Origin of the sequence: Agromyces sp. NPDC058104, from assembly GCF_042884835.1 — a bacterium.
Classification (GTDB): domain Bacteria; phylum Actinomycetota; class Actinomycetes; order Actinomycetales; family Microbacteriaceae; genus Agromyces.
Map to the genome: position 1 here is coordinate 766,115 of NZ_JBHVTD010000002.1, position 15,333 is coordinate 781,447.

Genomic DNA, 15,333 nt, shown 5'->3' on the forward strand with positions numbered 1-15,333 from the left:
ACCGGGAGAATGGCCGACATGGATGCCTCGCTTCCGCAGCTGACCGCGATGCCCGCCCCCCAGTTCGTGATGACCGCGGAGGGGCGGCGCATCGCGACGTACTCCTGGGGCGACGAGTCGGCGCCGACCGTGCTCGCGGTGCACGGCTTCGCGTCGAGCTGCCGCGACAACTGGGTCAACACCGGCTGGGTGCGCGACCTGCTCGGCGCCGGGTACCGGGTGCTCGGGGTCGACCAACTCGGGCACGGCGCGAGCGACAAGCCGCGCGAGGCGTCCGAGTACGCGATGTCGGCGCTCGTGCAGGACCTCGTGACCGTGCTCGACACCTATCTCCTCGACACCGTGCGCTACGCGGGGTACTCGCTCGGCGCGCGCGTGGGCTGGCAGCTCGCCGTGCAGGCGCCCGAGCACGTCGACTGCGCGGTGCTCGGCGGCATCCCCGACGGGCGGCCCCTCGCCCGACTCGACATCGCGCAGGCGCGCGAGTACGCCCTGCACGGCACCCCCATCGACGACCCCGTGACCCGCAACTACGCGGCGCTCGCCGAACGGGTCGAGGGCAACGACCTGCTCGCGCTGATCGCGCTCGCCGAGGGCATGCGGCACGGCGGCGACGCCGACCCCGACGTGTCGCGGCCGCCGCGCCAGCGGATCCTCTTCGCGACCGGCACGAAGGACGCGATCATCGAGGAGTCGCGCCTCCTCGCAGCGGCGACGCCGAGCGGCGAGTTCGTCGAGCTGCCCGGGCGCCACCACTTCAACGCGCCGGGGTCGCGGGTGTTCCGCGAGGCGGCGATCGAGTTCTTCGGGGCGCACGCGCCCCGCGGCTGAGCGCGCTGCGCGGCGACCCTGTACCCCGTGGCGCGAGTCCGCTACGGTGAAAACGTGCGCACCCCGGGGGGAACGGGCCAGCTGATCAGCGCGACGGCAACGCCGTCGCCCCACCCCCGTGCGCGATCGGCGGCCGGCCGAGCATGACCGTGCGTCGGCGGAGGGGCGCGGCGGCGATCGCCGTGGCACTGCTCGCAGCCGTCCTCGTGCCGCTCGGCGCCGCGGGCCCCGCCTCCGCGGCGACCCTGTCGCCGTCGGGACTCCAGACGGGCATGGTCGTCAACGGCACCACGACTCCCGCCTCCCCGCCGAACACCTTCAACTGGGGCGACTTCATCACCGGCGTCCAGTCCGACGGCAGCTTCACCTTCGTGCCGACCGGCGCGTACACGACCCCGCAGGGGCTCCAGTCGAGCGGCGTCATCCAGGCGGCCTTCGACTGGGACAACAACTCGGCGACCGCGGCGTGCGCCGTCGGTGCCGAGCCGACCGGCGCGCCGCCGAGCCAGAGCCCGAACACGAACCCGTGGCTCCCCGGCTCGGCCAAGCCGAACGAGAAGGGTGACCTCTGCTCGACCGGCTACGGACTCGAGGTCGTCGTCGCCGCCGACGGCACGCGGCACGCCATCCTCTACGGCTACTGGACGAGGTACGCGGGCAACGGCGAGGTGAGCATCTTCCAGGACCTCGAGGGGCCCGCCGCCGGCCGGTGCGACGACGTGCTCATCGAGTTCGACTACGCCTCGTCGGGCACGACCGCCCGGGTGCTGCGCTGGACGCCGACGGCGGGCGACGCCTGCGCGAACCCGCTCGGCGCCGGAACCTGGCAGGCGCAGCCGGGCACGGCCGACATCGCCTGGTCGACCGGGGTGCGGCAGGAGGGGCCGCCGCTCACGAACCAGCCGCTCGAGACCTTCGGCGAGTTCGCGATCGACCTGAACACCGCGGGCATCTTCGCGCCGACGCAGTGCAGCACGTTCGAGGTGTCCGAGATGTTCACGCGCACCGGCAACTCGCCGCAGGCGAACATCCAGGACTTCGCGGAGCACACCCCCGACCCGATGACCCTGTCGAACTGCGGGGCGCTCACGGTGACGAAGGAGACCGTGCCCGACGGGGTCGTGGCCGACGACGAGTTCGGCTTCACGATCGCCCGCGACGGGGGAGTGGTGATCCCCGGTCCTCCGCCGGTCGGCACGATCGTCGACACGGTCGCCGCGGGCGAGACGAAGACGTACCCCGACGTGCTCGCCGCGTCGGACTACCACCTGACGGAGACGCAGATCCCGCCCCCGTGGTCGCTGCAGTCGGTCGTCTGCACCGCGATCCCCCTCGCCGGCGGCCCTCCGCAGCAGTTCGTGCTCGACGACCCGGCCGACCGGTTCCTCGTCTCGCCCGAGAACACGACCGACTGCGTGATCACCAACTCGGCCGCGGTGATCACCGTCGTGAAGCAGACCGAGCCCGACGGCGCGACCGCCGACTTCGGCTTCGAGGTCACCGGGCAGCCGCCGTTCGAGCTCGGCGACGGCGGCAGCCGCTCGTTCGCGGTGCCGGTCGGCGAGCCCGTCTCGATCGCCGAGGGCCCCGCCGAGGGCTGGCTGCCGCCGGGCATCAGCTGCGACGCCGAGGCCGAGACGGGCGAGCGCTCGGTCACCGTCACCCCGGAGGCCGGACAGAACATCACCTGCACCTTCACGAACACCCAGCTCGGCACCGTCATCGTCTCCAAGGAGGCGCATGGCGTCGACGGCCGCACCTTCGACTTCACGAGCGACCTGCCCGGCGGGGAGGAGTTCAGCATCGCCGTGCCGAACGGCGACGGGACCCTCTACGAGGAGGTCTTCACGGGGGTCGAGCCGGGCGACTACACGATCACCGAGGCCACCGACGAGGCGGACCCGGCGACCAGGCTGGCCGACCTCTCGTGCACGTACGGCGGCAGCGACAACACGGGCGACCTCGAACAGCGCACGATCGACTTCACCGTGCTGCCGGGCGAGACGGTGCGGTGCTTCTTCACGAACAGCCTCCCGGGCTCGATCGCGGTCATCAAGCGCACGGTGCCGGTGGAGTACGACCAGCAGTTCGCGTTCCTCTTCACCCCGCCCGACGACGAGCCGACCGCGTTCGAGCTCAACGGCAGCTCGACGCCGCCGAACGTCGCCCTGGCCTCGTTCGGCGGGCTGGAACCCGGCAGCTACACGATCACCGAGCCCGCCGACGTCGACGGGTGGTCGCTCGACGGCCTCGACTGCAACGGCGCCGACTGGACGCCGAGCGCCGACGGGCGCGGCGTCGTCGTCGAGCTCGCCGACACCGAGGCGGCGGTCTGCTTCTTCACCAACCGCGCGGCGCCGGCCTCGCTGGCCGTCGAGAAGTCGGTCAGCGGCGCCGACCCCGGACTCGCCTGGTCGTTCGACTTCGAGCTCGTCGCCCCCGACGGCGGCGTCGAGGGCCGCACCGCGACCGACGGGGCGCCCGTGGTCGAGTGGGGCGAGCTCACGCCGGGTGCCACCTACACGGTGCGCGAGGCCGGGGCCGCGCAGCCCGGCTGGACGCGCGGCGAGCTCGCCTGCGAGGGGATCGCCGACCTCGACCCCGCCCTTCCCGGCGTGCAGTTCGTGCCCGCTCCCGGCCAGACGATCTCGTGCTCGGTCGAGAATGCGGCGGCGACGTCGTCGATCACCGTGGCGAAGATCGCCGGCGGCATCGCCTCCGACTTCGCGTGGTCGTTCGACCTGTCGATCGCACCGGTTCCCGAGGGCGAGACGGACCCCAAGGCGGTGAGCGGCGTCGGGCAGTCGGCACAGAGCGTGAGCTGGTCGGGCCTCGTGCCGGGGCGGAGCTACTCGATCACCGAGGACGTGCCCCCGGGCTGGACCGGCAGTGTCGACTGCGGCGGCCTCGTCGACGAGGAGCCCGACACGCCCGGCGTGCAGTTCACGGCGCCGGTGGGGCAGGAGCTCGCCTGCACGTTCACGAACCAGGCCGTGCCGGGCACCGGCACGCTGACCAAGACCTCGCTCGGCGGCGACGGCACGTTCGAGTTCGTGCTCGTGGATCTCGACCACGAGGTCGACCCCCTGACCGTCGGCGCCGTGACCGAGGGAGGCACCGCGACCATCCCGCTGCCCGTCATCGTCCCCGGCGTCCGCTACTCCTTCGTCGAGGCCGACCGCCCCGACTGGATCGAGGGCACGCTCAGCTGCACGATCACGCCGGGCGACGGGGGCGCGCCGTTCGAGATCGACGACCTCTCGGAGTTCTCGGTCGGCCCGGGCGACGTCGGTGAGTGCCGCGCCGTGAACACGGCGCCGGGGCGCATCGTGATCGCGAAGGCGGTCGACGGCGCCGACGGCACCTTCGCGTTCACCGGAGACTGGCTCGACCCGCCCGAGTTCACCGTGACCACGAGCGACGGCACGGGAGCCGCGATCTTCGACGCGATCCCGCCCGGGAGCTACACGGTCGCGGAGTCGGAGGAGGACGGCTACGACACCACTGACCTCAGGTGCGTCGACGGCGACGCCGAGGGCACGCCGTCGACCGACGCCGATCTCGTCGGCTCGATCGAGCTCGACCCCGGCGAGACGGTCACCTGCACCTTCACGAACGTGGAGTGGGGCGTGCTCGTCGTCGACAAGACGACCGACCCGAGCGGGTCGTCGCAGGAGTTCGCCTTCGAATGGAGCGCCGCGGGCGAACCGCGCGAGGGCTTCACGCTGACGGATGCCTCGCCGCCGTTCTCGACCGCGCCGCTCGCGCCCGGCGAGGTCGTCGTGACCGAGCTCGACGCCGCCGGGTGGGAACTCGCGGCGATCACCTGCACGGGCGCGAGCGACGGGGTCGAGGTCGAGGGCTCGACCGCGATCGTCGGCCTCGGCCTGGGCGACACGGCGGTGTGCACCTTCGCGAACGAGCAGACCTCGCCGCCCGGCCCGACGCCAGGGCCGAGTCCCGGTCCGCCGGCCCCGTCCGGCCCGGGTGCGCTCTCGGACACGGGGTTCGGGGGAGCGGGCTGGGCGCTGCTCGCGTTCGTCGCGGTGCTGCTCGGCGCGGCGGCCGTCGTTCGCGCCCGGGCGCTGGGGCGCCGGGCGCGCGTGCGCGCCGACGACTGACGACGGATCGGCCGGACGGGCTCGGGAGCTCTGCGCGGGCGCGGCCGGGCCCGATGTCGCCGTGACCGCGTACGATGAATGCCGGACGAACGGGCAGGAGCGAGGCGAGCACGATGAGCGACGAGGGTCCCATGAACGGCACGGGGCAGGTCGCGCACACGCCGACCGAGTGCCCCGAGTGCTTCGTCGAGGTGCGGCACGACGGCCACTGGTGGATGGCGCGGCCCGAGGGCTCGCGACTCGTCGGCCTCGTCGTCGCGCGCGACGACATGCCGCCGATCCTCGAGCAGCGACAGGACCTGCTCGCCTTCGGCGTCGCCATCCTCGACTTCCGCTATCCGGCGCCCGAGAACCTCGGCGAATCGTGGGAGCAGCGGCTCGCCCGCTTCTTCGGCACGCTCCACGACGGCGACGTGCTCGTCGTGGCGAACGTGCACGCCCTCGGCCGCGACCTCGACGAAGAGGTGCGCACGCTCGGCGAGCTGCGGCGGCGCGGGGTCGTCGTCAAGGTGCTGAGCCACGGCGCCCGGCACCTCGCCGACACCGCGATCGAGCAGGGCGCCGGCGAGCCGGGCTGAGCCTCACCGCCAGTCGTCGCCGGGGCCGAGCAGCACCCGCCACAGCCACTCCGCCGCCGTCTCGACGGGTGGGCGGGGGTCTCGCGCGAGCCAGGCCTCGATGACCCCGAGCGCGGAGCCCGCGATGCCCGCGCCGACGATGTCGAGGGGAAGCCCGTCGAACACGCGGGCGCCCGAGGCCTCGATGCCGTCGCGCACGATGCCCTCGATCTTCGTGCGCAGGCGTGCGGTGACGAGTGCCGAGCCCTGAGCGCCGAGCACGCGGCGGTAGACCTCGGCGTTGGCGTCGAAGTGGCGGAGGTAGTCGAAGAGCGCCTGCGGCGGCGCCGGCAACGGCTCGCTGATCCGCGGGAGCGAGGCGCCCGCCGCCTCCGCCGCGGCGTCGAGGGCGTCGGCGAGCAGGGTCTCCTTGTCGGCGTAGTGCTGGTAGAAGCTCGACCGGTTGACCCCGGCGTGCTGCGCGATGTCGGCCACGGTGAGGTCCTCGAGCGGGCGCTCCCTGGCGAGCTCGAACAGCGCCTCCTGCAGGGCCCGGCGGGTGCGTTCGACGCGGACATCCATACCGCGATTCTGTCAGGCGGATGCCTCGGCCCGGCCAAGCGTCCGACAGATGTCGGATATCCGACAGGTGTCGGTTATCCTCGAAGCGGCCCGACGACGCGCCGCCGACTCCGCGACTCGAAAGGGCAGTACCGCCATGGCCGAACTCCTCTACCGCCTCGGGCGGTTCGCCGCGCACCGGCCCTGGCGCGTGATCCTCGCGTGGGTGGTCGCCCTCGGGCTCGCGGTCGGCGGCTTCCTCGCCTTCGGCGGCACGCTGACCTCGAGCATGAGCATCCCGGGCACCGAGACCGACCGGGTGACCGCCGAGCTGCAGGGCGAGCTCGACGACCTCGGCGGAGCGACGGGCACGGTCGTGTTCCAGACCGACGACGGCGCGGCGTTCACCGACGAGCAGCAGGCCGCGATCGGCGATCTGCTCAGCGGCATCGCCGAACTCGACGGCGTCGCCGACGTCGTCGACCCCTTCGACGCCGACGCCCAGCGCACCGACGCGCAGGCGCAGCTCGACGACGGCGCCGCGCAGCTCGACGCCGCCGAGCAGCAGCTCGACGACGGCCGGGCGCAGCTCGACGCCGCCGAGCAGCAGCTCGACGCAGGGCAGGCTCAGCTCGACGCGGCCGTCGAGCAGGCGAAGGCCGCCGGCGCGTACGACGCGGCCGCCGCGCAGTTCGCGGCGCAGCAGGCGCAGCTCGACGCCGGGCAGGCCGAGCTCGAGGCGAAGCGCGCCGAGCTCGGCACGGGCACCGAGGAGCTCGAGGCGCAGCACGCGCAGCTCGACGCGGGCGTGCGGCTCGCCGACGCCGCCTCCGAGATCAGCACCGTCTCCGACGACGGCGCCACCGCACTCGGGGCCGTCATGTTCGAGGAGGACCTCTTCAGCCTGCCCGACGAGCAGAAGTCGGCCGTCGCCGCCGAGCTCGACGGCGCCGACATCGACGGCGTCACGATCGACTACTCCTCCGAGATCGCGGCCTCGATCGACGGGCTCATCGGCGCAGGCGAGATCATCGGCGTGGTGCTCGCGCTGCTCGTGCTCATCATCATGTTCCGGGCGCTGCTGCCCGCCGTGCTGCCGATCCTCTCGTCGCTCGTCGGCGTCGGGGTGGGCGTCGCCGGCTCGCTCGCCTTCTCGGGCGTCGTCGACATGTCGTCGGTCACGCCGGTGCTCGGCGTCATGCTCGGCCTCGCGGTCGGCATCGACTACGCGCTGTTCATCTTCAACCGCCACCGCCGCCAGCTGCTCGCCGGCATGGAGCTCGACGAGTCGATCGCGCTGGCGAACGGCACCTCGGGCAATGCTGTCGTGTTCGCGGGCTCGACGGTGCTCGTCGCGCTGCTCGCGCTGAACGTGACCGGCACCCCGTTCCTCGGCGTCATGGGCACGGTCGGCGCAGTGTGCGTGCTCATCGCGGTGCTCGTCGCCGTAACGCTGAGCCCCGCGCTCCTCGGGCTCATCGGCCCGCGGGTGCTGAGCCGTCGCGCCCGGGTGCAGATCGGGCACGCCGCGCACGCGCAGCCCGAGCTGAAGCCCATGAAGACCTCGCGGGCCCTGTTGCGCGCGGGGATCGCGATCGTCGCGCTGCTCGTGGTCGCCATCCCCGCGCTGTCGATGCGCCTCGGCCTGCCCGACGGCTCCTCGGAGGCCGCCGACTCGACCCAGTACCGCGCCTACACCGCGGTCGCCGACGCGTTCGGCGCGGGCCAGAACGGCACACTCCTCGTCACGGTCTCGCTGCCCGAGGGTCTCGACGAGGACGGCGTCGTGCCGGCGCAGGCCGAGCTCGCCGAACTGCTGCACGGCCAGCCCGGCGTCGTCGCCGTGGCCCCCGTCGGCGTCTCGGACGACCGAGACTTCCTCGCGTTCCAGGTGGTGCCCGAGGACGGGCCCTCGAGCGTGTCGACCGAAGAGCTCGTGCACGAGTTGCGGTCGCTCTCGCCGCTCGACGCCGCCGATGCGGGCCTCGACGGCACGGGCGAGCTCGCCCTCGGCGTCGCCGGTCAGGCGAGCGGCAACATCGACATCTCCGAGAAGCTCGCGAACGTGCTGCCGCTCTACCTCGGCCTCGTCGTCGGCCTCTCGATGCTCATCCTGATCCTCGTGTTCCGCTCGATCCTCGTGCCGCTCATCGCGACCGCGGGCTTCGTGCTCTCGCTGTTCGCGGCCTTCGGCGCAGTCGTCGCGATCTTCCAATGGGGATGGCTCGGACCGCTGTTCGACGTGCACGACCCCGGGCCCGTGCTGAACTTCGCGCCGATCATCATCATGGGCGTGCTGTTCGGGCTCGCGATGGACTACCAGCTGTTCCTGGTGTCGGGCATGCGCGAGGCGTGGGTGCACGGCGTTCCCGCCCGCACGGCGGTCGTCGCCGGGCTCAGGGGCGGCCGCGCGGTCGTGACCGCCGCCGCGATCATCATGGCGGCGGTGTTCGGCGGCTTCGTGTTCTCGCACCTCACGATGGTGCGCCCGCTCGGCTTCGGCCTCGCGGCGGGCGTGCTGCTCGACGCCTTCGTCGTGCGCATGCTGCTCATCCCCGCGGTCATGCACCTGCTCGGCGAGAAGGCGTGGTGGCTGCCGAAGTGGCTCGACCGCCTCCTGCCCGACGTCGACGTCGAGGGCGCCGCGCTCGAGCGGACGCACCCCGTGCACGGGGCGGCTCCCGCCGCGCCCGGGCCCGAGCCCGACGACGTGGAGCCGGCACCCGCCGGCGCTGGGCGGGACTGAGCGGAGCCGAGCCGGATCACGCGAGCGCGCGCACCATGAGCTCGCGCAGTTCAGGGGCGAGGGTCGGCGCGGTCGCGAGCTCGACCTCGCGCGCGAGCGCCGGCCCCTCGACCTCGACGACGGCCAGGTCGTCGCGGCCGTCGGGCACCGCGAGCTCGGGCACGAACGCGACGCCGAGCCCCGCCGCGACGTACTCGACCACGACGCGATAGTCGTCGCTGCGCGGGCCGAGCAGCGGGTCGAAGCCGGCCTGCAGGGCGGCCGACCGGAAGGCGACGTCGACCGGGTCGTCGTCGAGCGTGCCGACGACCCAGCGCTCGCCCGCGAGCTCGGCGAGCCGCACCTCGCCGGCGTGCGCGAGGGGGTGGCCGACCGGCGCGACGAGCGCGAAGCGCTCGGTGAACAGGGGCGCGCGCGTCACGCCCGACCGGGACCGGCGGACGCCGTGCCGCGGGGCGCCCGGCGTGGAATAGACGACGGCCGCGTCGAGCTCGAGCCGGTCGAGCGCCGAGACCAGCACGTCGAGCTCGGCCTCCAGGATCGCAGGCACGAGCCCCGCCTCGTCGAAGGCGGCGACGAGTCGCGGGAGCAGCCGGGCCGCCGCAGTCGGGAAGACGCCCAGCCGAACTGTGCGGCGCGCGGACTCGAGGGTCGCGGCGACCTCGAGGAGCGCGCGGTCGGTGCGGTCGACGATCGCGGCGGCGTGGGGGAGCCAGAGGCGGCCGGCCGGCGTGAGCGAGGTGCCCACGGCGGTGCTCTCGACGACCGGCGCGCCGGTGGCCCGGCCGAGGCCGGCGAGATGGTGCGACACCGTCGGCTGGCTCCAGCCGAGTGCGCGGGCCGCGGCCGCGACCGAGCCGTGATCAGCGATCGCGCGGAGCGCGCGAAGCTGGCGGAGATCGATCACCGGCGTCCCTTCCGACCACAGGATCAATAGGTGGTATTGATCATTCCAGAAAGGCCGGTATTCCGTATCGATCGCCGATCGAGCAGGCTTGAGACATGCCCACCCCCTATGCCGATGCCGTCGCCCGCTACGCCGACACCGACCGTGCCCGCGTCTACGTGCCCGGCCACGCGGCCGACCCCGACGCGGCGCCCGCGCTCACCGAGTTCTTCGGGGCCGAGGTGCTGCGGCGCGACGTCCCGCCGCTCCTCGCCGGCATCGACAAGGGGCCCGGCAACCCGCTTGCACAGGCGCTGGCGCTCGCCGCCGAGGCGTGGAGCGCTCGGCGGACCTGGTTCGTCACCAACGGCGCCTCCCAGGCGAACCGCATCGCCGCGCTCGCGCTCGGGGCGTTCCGCGGGGCCGGCGATCCCGTGGTCGGGCAGCGCAGCGCCCACTCCTCGTTCACCGACGGGGTGATCCTCGCGGGGCTCTCGCCGAGCTTCGTGGCGCCCGCGATCGACCCCGTCCTCGGCATCAACCACGGAGTCTCGCCCGACGCGCTCCGCGACGCGCTCGCCCGCGTCGAGCGCCCGAAGGGCGTCTACCTCATCTCGCCCAGCTACTTCGGCGCCGTCGCCGACATCCCCGCGCTCGCCGAGGTCGCGCACGCCGCGGGCGCCCCGCTCATCGTCGACGCCGCCTGGGGCGCGCACTTCGGGTTCCATCCCGAACTCCCCGAGAACCCGGTGCGCCAGGGCGCCGACCTCGTCATCTCGAGCACCCACAAGCTCGGCGGCAGCCTGACCCAGTCGGCCATGCTCCACCTCGCCGACGGGCCGTTCGCCGACGAGCTCGAACCGCTCGTCGATCGCGGCTTCACGCTCACCCAGTCGACCAGCGCGAGCGCGCTGCTGCTGGCCTCGCTCGATCTCGCGCGCGAGACCCTGCAGACGGGCGAGGCGCGCATCACCGCGTCGATCGCGGCCGCCGACCGCCTGCGCGACGAGATCCGCAGCCGTGGTCGCTTCGGGATCGTGAGCGACGGCTTCGGCGACTTCGCCGACATCGTCGACGCCGACCCGCTGCGCGTCTCGATCGACGTCGCCCGCGGCGGGCTGCACGGGCACACCGTGCGCGATCGGCTCGAGCGCGACGGCGTCTCCTTCGAGATCGCGACCGATTCGGCCGTCGTGGCGGTGCTCGGCGCGGGGGTCGTGCCCGACGTCGACCGCATCGTCGAGGCGCTGCACGCCCTCGCGCCCGAGGAGACGGCGTTCGAGGCATCCGGCTCGACCGAGACCGCTCCCGCCTCGCCGGTCGCGCTGCCCGACCCGGGGCCGCTCGCGATGCTGCCGCGCGACGCGTTCTTCGCGTCGGGCGCGCAGGTGCCCGTCGAGGAGGCGATCGGGCGGGTGTCGACCGATGCCCTCGCCGCGTACCCGCCCGGCATCCCCAACGTGCTGCCCGGCGAGGTCATCACCGCCGAGGTCGTCGAGTTCCTGCAGCGCATCGCCGCGACCCCGGGGGGCTACGTGCGCGGGGCCGTCGACCCGACGCTCGCGACGCTCCGGGTCGTGGGGGCGGGGGAGTCGGCGAGCGCGTCGGACGCCCGTCGCGACGCGCGCTCTGAGGGGGTTCCGGGCCGAATTCTGCAGGGGTGTTGACGGAAAAAAACGGGCTCCTTAGCGTGAGGCGCGATTCCCTGCATCTCGACGAGGAGACCTCATGCCACGCAGATTCCGACTCGCCGCGGCCGCACTCGCCGCGGCCCTGATCGTGCCGGCGGCGCCGTTCGCGGCGGCCGCCGACGACGCGCCGGAGCCCGGTCCGACCACGCTCCGCGCGGCGATGCCCGCGAACCTCGCGCTCGACGCCGTCGCGACGGCGTCGTCGACCGAGCTCGACGACGCGCGCTTCATCCCGGCGCACGTCAACGACGGGGACACCTCGACCCGCTGGTCGTCGAAGTACGTCGACGCGAGCTGGGTGCAGCTCGAGCTCGCCGAGCCCGCGGAGGTCGCGACCGTCGTGCTCGAGTGGCCGAACGCCTGCGCACGCGCGTACCGCATCCAGACCTCCGTCGACGGCGTCGAGTGGACGACGCAGGCCGAACGGACTGCGCAGGCCACCTGCCCGCGCGTCGACGAGCTGAGCCTCGACGTCGACGAGCCGGTCGGCTTCGTGCGGATGCAGGGCATCACCCGCTGGTCGAGCTGGGGGTACTCGCTCTCCGAGTTCCGGGTGTACGACGCGCCCCTGCCCGAGCCCGAACCGCAACTGCCGCTCGTTCCCGCCCCCGTCTCGCTCGAGCGCGGCGACGGCGCGCTCATCCTCACGGACGAGGTCGAGATCGAGGCATCCGGCGACGCCCTCGCGGCCGCCGAGTACCTCGCCGACGTCATGCGGCCCTCGACCGGCTTCGCGCTGCCCGTCGTCGCCGAGGCCGACGGGCAGGCGATCGAGATCTCGGTGGCGGGGGGCAACGCGCCCGCCGGCCACGAGGCCGAGGGCTACACCCTCGAGGTCGACGCCGCCGGCATCGAGCTCGCCGCCGACACCGAGGCCGGGGCGCTGAACGGCGTCCAGACGCTCCGCCAGCTGCTGCCGGCCTGGATCGAGTCGGCGCAGCGCACCGACGTCGAATGGGCGGTGCCGTTCGTCTCGATCAGCGACTACCCGCGCTTCGAGCACCGGGGGCTCATGGTCGACACGGCCCGCAGCTTCTACACGGTCGACGAGGTCAGGCGCCTCATCGACAGTGCCGCCCCGCTGAAGCTGAACCGGCTGCACCTGCACCTGACCGACGACCAGGGCTGGCGCATCGCGATGGACACCCCGGCCGAGAACCCCTCGGGCATCGACTACACCGACCTCACCGCGATCAGCGGCGCGACCGCGATGACCTACAACCGGGCCGGCCAGCTCATGGGCACCGAGCTCGGCCGGACGGGCTACTACACGAAGGACGACTACCGCGAGATCGTCGCGTACGCCGCCCGCAACGGCATGACGGTGATCCCCGAGATCGACCTGCCGGGCCACACGAACGCGGCGCTCCACGCCATCCCGCAGCTCAACTCGGCGGGGTCGAACCCCAAGCCGCTGCCCGGCGAGGACACCGCGCCGCACCAGGGCACGGGCGACGTGGGCATCTCGACGTTCGACGCGGACAACGAGCACACCTACGCCTTCATCACCGAGGTGCTGGGCCAGCTCGCCGAGCTCACGCCGGGCGACTACCTCCACATCGGCGGCGACGAGGCGCACAGCACCTCGCATGCGGACTACCTCAGGATGGTGGACTTCGCGAACGAGACCGTCGCCGACCTCGGCAAGACCGTCGTCGGCTGGAACGAGTACGCGAGCTCGGCGCTGCCGCAGGGCGACGCGGTCGTGCAGTACTGGAACGGGAACGGCGCATCGACGCGCGACGCGGTGAACGCGCGAGGCGCGAAGGTGATCCTCTCGCCGGCGAACAAGACCTACATGCCGCAGAAGCAGGACGGCCGGCAGCCGCTCGGCGGCACGTGGGCCTGCGGCGGCCCGTGCACGCTCGAGAACGCGTACGACTGGAACCCCGCGACCCACATCTCCGGAATTCCCGAGAGCGCGATCCTCGGCGTCGAGGCCGCGTTCTGGGGCGAGTTCATCCGCGGGGTCGACCAGGCGCAGTTCTACACCTTCCCGCGCCTGCTCGCGACCGCCGAGGCCGGCTGGACCCCGCAGTCGGGCAAGGTGCTCGCCGAGTTCATCGACCGCGCCGGTCAGCTCGGCACCCGCATGACGGTGCAGGGCGTCAACTTCTTCCCGACTGCGACCGTCGACTGGCGGATCGACGCCGCGCCGAGCGTGACGCGACTGCCGGTGACCGCGACGCCCGCCGCCGCCGGTGATGCGCCGAGGTCGTCGAAGGTCGAGATCGACTGGCGGGTGATCGCGCCGAGCACGGCGCCCGCCGACGTCGCGGCCGAGCTCGTCTGGAGCGACGGCGTGCGCCAGCGCGTCGAGCTCTCGAGCGCGAAGGCCGTCGACATCGCTGCGATGTCGCAGAGTTCGCCGTACACGGGTGAATCGAGCCGCAACTTCCACACCTCCGGCGTCCACACCGCGCAGCTCGAGGTGACCGTCGGCGACGCCGATCCGGTGGTGGCCGGAACGGTCCAGGTGACGGTTCCCGGCAGGCGCTGAGCGGCGCCGCCGCGGGCCCCGGGCAGGGCGCGTGGCGATGCGGGCGGGCGCGACGGTCGACGACCGTCGCGCCCGTTCGTCGTCGGCGCGAGGTGCCATGCGACCGGGCCCGGAGGCCATTCGTCCGGCGGATGTCGGATTTCGAAGCGAATTATGTCGGTGTGTTGACGGAAAAAATCGACCCTCTTAGCGTGTCCGTGTGACCTTGCCCAGCGGAGTGCACGCACTCGTCAGACGGACCCATGAAGACCGGGTCCTCCAGGTGCTGCGCGAGCACGGCGCGATGACCCGCGGCGAGCTCGCCGCGCGCATCGGCCTCTCGCGCACCACCCTCTCGGAGATCACGTCGCAGCTGCTCGAGCGCGGCGTGATCTCGGTCTCGGACGACGAGACCCCTCGCCTCGGGCGCGGCCGGCCCGCCGAGAAGCTCACGCTCGACCCGGCCGCCGGGCAGTACCTCGGCGTCGACTTCGGCCGGCGGCGCGTGCGCATCGTGGTCGCCAACGCCGCCCACGACCTCATCGCCTCGGACGTCGTCGCCTACGACGCGACGGCGTCGTGGCAGGAGCGCATCGACGCGGCCTTCGACCTCGTCGACCGCATGGGCGCCGAACGCGGGCTGCACTTCGACGGCGTGCTCGGCGTCGGCATCGGGTTCCCCGGCCCGTTCTCGCCCCGGGTGCCGCACGAGCCCTCCGAGCCGGTGGCCGAGGCACGCCGGGCGGGGGCCGTGCTCATGCGCACCGCGTTCGCCGAACGCTTCGCCGCCCCCGTGCTGCTCGACAACAACACCCGCCTCGCCGGACTCGCGGAGGCGACCTGGGACAGCGCCGCCGAGGCCGAGCACCTGCTCTACCTGCGGCTGTCCGACGGCATCGGCGGCGGGCTCGTCGTCGGCGGGCGACTCGTCACCGGCGCCTCCGGTCTCGCCGGCGAGTTCGGCCACATCAGCCTCGGCGGGCACGGCGAGCTCTGCCGCTGCGGCAAGCGCGGCTGCCTCGAGACGGTCGCCTCGATCGGCGCGATCCTCCGGCGATCCGCCGAGGCCGGCGCGCCGATGGCCTCGCTCGAGGCGCTCGCCGAGGCGGCGGCCAAGGGCGACCCCCTCGTCGTCGGCGTGCTGCGCGACGCCGGCGAGGCCGTGGGCCGCGTGATCGGCTCGCTCGCGGTCGCGCTGAACCCCTCGGAGATCGTCGTCGGCGGCGAGGTCGCCCAGATCTCCGAGGTCATCCTCGAGCAGGCCGCGGCGACGACCGCCTACGAGCTGCTGCCCGTCGGCGAGTACTCGCCCCGCATCCGCGGTGCCGCGCTCGGCGACGAGGGCGGCGCCATCGGCGGCATCATCGCCATCTTCCAGAACTCCCCCCTGCTCGCCGGCTACCAGTCGGCGACGAACGTCGCCCCCGCGGCCACCCGATTGCGAAGGAGCACCACCTGATG

At 73.2% G+C, this 15,333-nt stretch carries 9 protein-coding genes; 7 read left to right on the forward strand and 2 right to left on the reverse strand.

The window, feature by feature from the left end:
• Positions 1-18 precede the first annotated feature (18 nt).
• The 3 genes from ACFVTH_RS11480 (at position 19) to ACFVTH_RS11490 (ending at position 5,530) form a co-directional block, all read left to right on the forward strand.
• Positions 19-831 carry an alpha/beta fold hydrolase gene (locus ACFVTH_RS11480; protein WP_387090674.1) on the forward strand — a complete coding sequence of 271 codons (813 nt, stop codon included), beginning with the start codon at positions 19-21 and terminating at the stop codon, positions 829-831.
• A gap of 182 nt (positions 832-1,013) precedes the next feature.
• Positions 1,014-4,952: a hypothetical protein gene (locus ACFVTH_RS11485; RefSeq protein ID WP_387090676.1), complete on the forward strand. Its 3,939-nt coding sequence runs from the start codon at positions 1,014-1,016 to the stop codon at positions 4,950-4,952.
• Between the two features lie 113 nt (positions 4,953-5,065).
• On the forward strand, positions 5,066-5,530 hold the full coding sequence (locus ACFVTH_RS11490) for a recombinase family protein (RefSeq protein ID WP_387090678.1): 465 nt from the start codon (positions 5,066-5,068) through the stop codon (positions 5,528-5,530).
• Positions 5,531-5,533: 3 nt separating this feature from the next.
• Here the strand turns inward: ACFVTH_RS11490 and ACFVTH_RS11495 are convergent, their stop codons facing one another.
• Complete coding sequence (locus ACFVTH_RS11495; protein WP_387090680.1) at positions 5,534-6,091, reverse strand: TetR/AcrR family transcriptional regulator; 558 nt, start codon at positions 6,089-6,091, stop codon at positions 5,534-5,536.
• 136 nt (positions 6,092-6,227) lie between these two features.
• Between ACFVTH_RS11495 and ACFVTH_RS11500 the strand changes: the two genes are divergently transcribed.
• Positions 6,228-8,816 carry an MMPL family transporter gene (locus ACFVTH_RS11500; protein ID WP_387090683.1) on the forward strand — a complete coding sequence of 863 codons (2,589 nt, stop codon included), beginning with the start codon at positions 6,228-6,230 and terminating at the stop codon, positions 8,814-8,816.
• A 16-nt stretch (positions 8,817-8,832) separates the two neighbouring features.
• Here the strand turns inward: ACFVTH_RS11500 and ACFVTH_RS11505 are convergent, their stop codons facing one another.
• The gene (locus tag ACFVTH_RS11505; protein ID WP_387090686.1) at positions 8,833-9,723 is read right to left on the reverse strand and encodes a LysR family transcriptional regulator; all 891 of its coding nucleotides are present in this window, start codon (positions 9,721-9,723) and stop codon (positions 8,833-8,835) included.
• 95 nt (positions 9,724-9,818) lie between these two features.
• Between ACFVTH_RS11505 and ACFVTH_RS11510 the strand changes: the two genes are divergently transcribed.
• The 3 genes from ACFVTH_RS11510 (at position 9,819) to ACFVTH_RS11520 (ending at position 15,331) form a co-directional block, all read left to right on the forward strand.
• The gene (locus tag ACFVTH_RS11510; protein ID WP_387090689.1) at positions 9,819-11,369 is read left to right on the forward strand and encodes an aminotransferase class I/II-fold pyridoxal phosphate-dependent enzyme; all 1,551 of its coding nucleotides are present in this window, start codon (positions 9,819-9,821) and stop codon (positions 11,367-11,369) included.
• A 61-nt stretch (positions 11,370-11,430) separates the two neighbouring features.
• Positions 11,431-13,893 carry a family 20 glycosylhydrolase gene (locus ACFVTH_RS11515; protein ID WP_387090692.1) on the forward strand — a complete coding sequence of 821 codons (2,463 nt, stop codon included), beginning with the start codon at positions 11,431-11,433 and terminating at the stop codon, positions 13,891-13,893.
• Between the two features lie 199 nt (positions 13,894-14,092).
• On the forward strand, positions 14,093-15,331 hold the full coding sequence (locus ACFVTH_RS11520; protein WP_387090695.1) for an ROK family protein: 1,239 nt from the start codon (positions 14,093-14,095) through the stop codon (positions 15,329-15,331).
• Positions 15,332-15,333 lie beyond the last annotated feature (2 nt).

Coding starts and splice junctions, on each gene's coding strand:
- ACFVTH_RS11480 (WP_387090674.1), top strand. CDS start 19: ATGGATGCCTCGCTTCCGCAGCTGACCGCGATGCCCGCCCCCCAGTTC.
- ACFVTH_RS11490 (WP_387090678.1), top strand. CDS start 5,066: ATGAGCGACGAGGGTCCCATGAACGGCACGGGGCAGGTCGCGCACACG.
- ACFVTH_RS11495 (WP_387090680.1), bottom strand. CDS start 6,091: ATGGATGTCCGCGTCGAACGCACCCGCCGGGCCCTGCAGGAGGCGCTG.
- ACFVTH_RS11500 (WP_387090683.1), top strand. CDS start 6,228: ATGGCCGAACTCCTCTACCGCCTCGGGCGGTTCGCCGCGCACCGGCCC.
- ACFVTH_RS11510 (WP_387090689.1), top strand. CDS start 9,819: ATGCCCACCCCCTATGCCGATGCCGTCGCCCGCTACGCCGACACCGAC.
- ACFVTH_RS11515 (WP_387090692.1), top strand. CDS start 11,431: ATGCCACGCAGATTCCGACTCGCCGCGGCCGCACTCGCCGCGGCCCTG.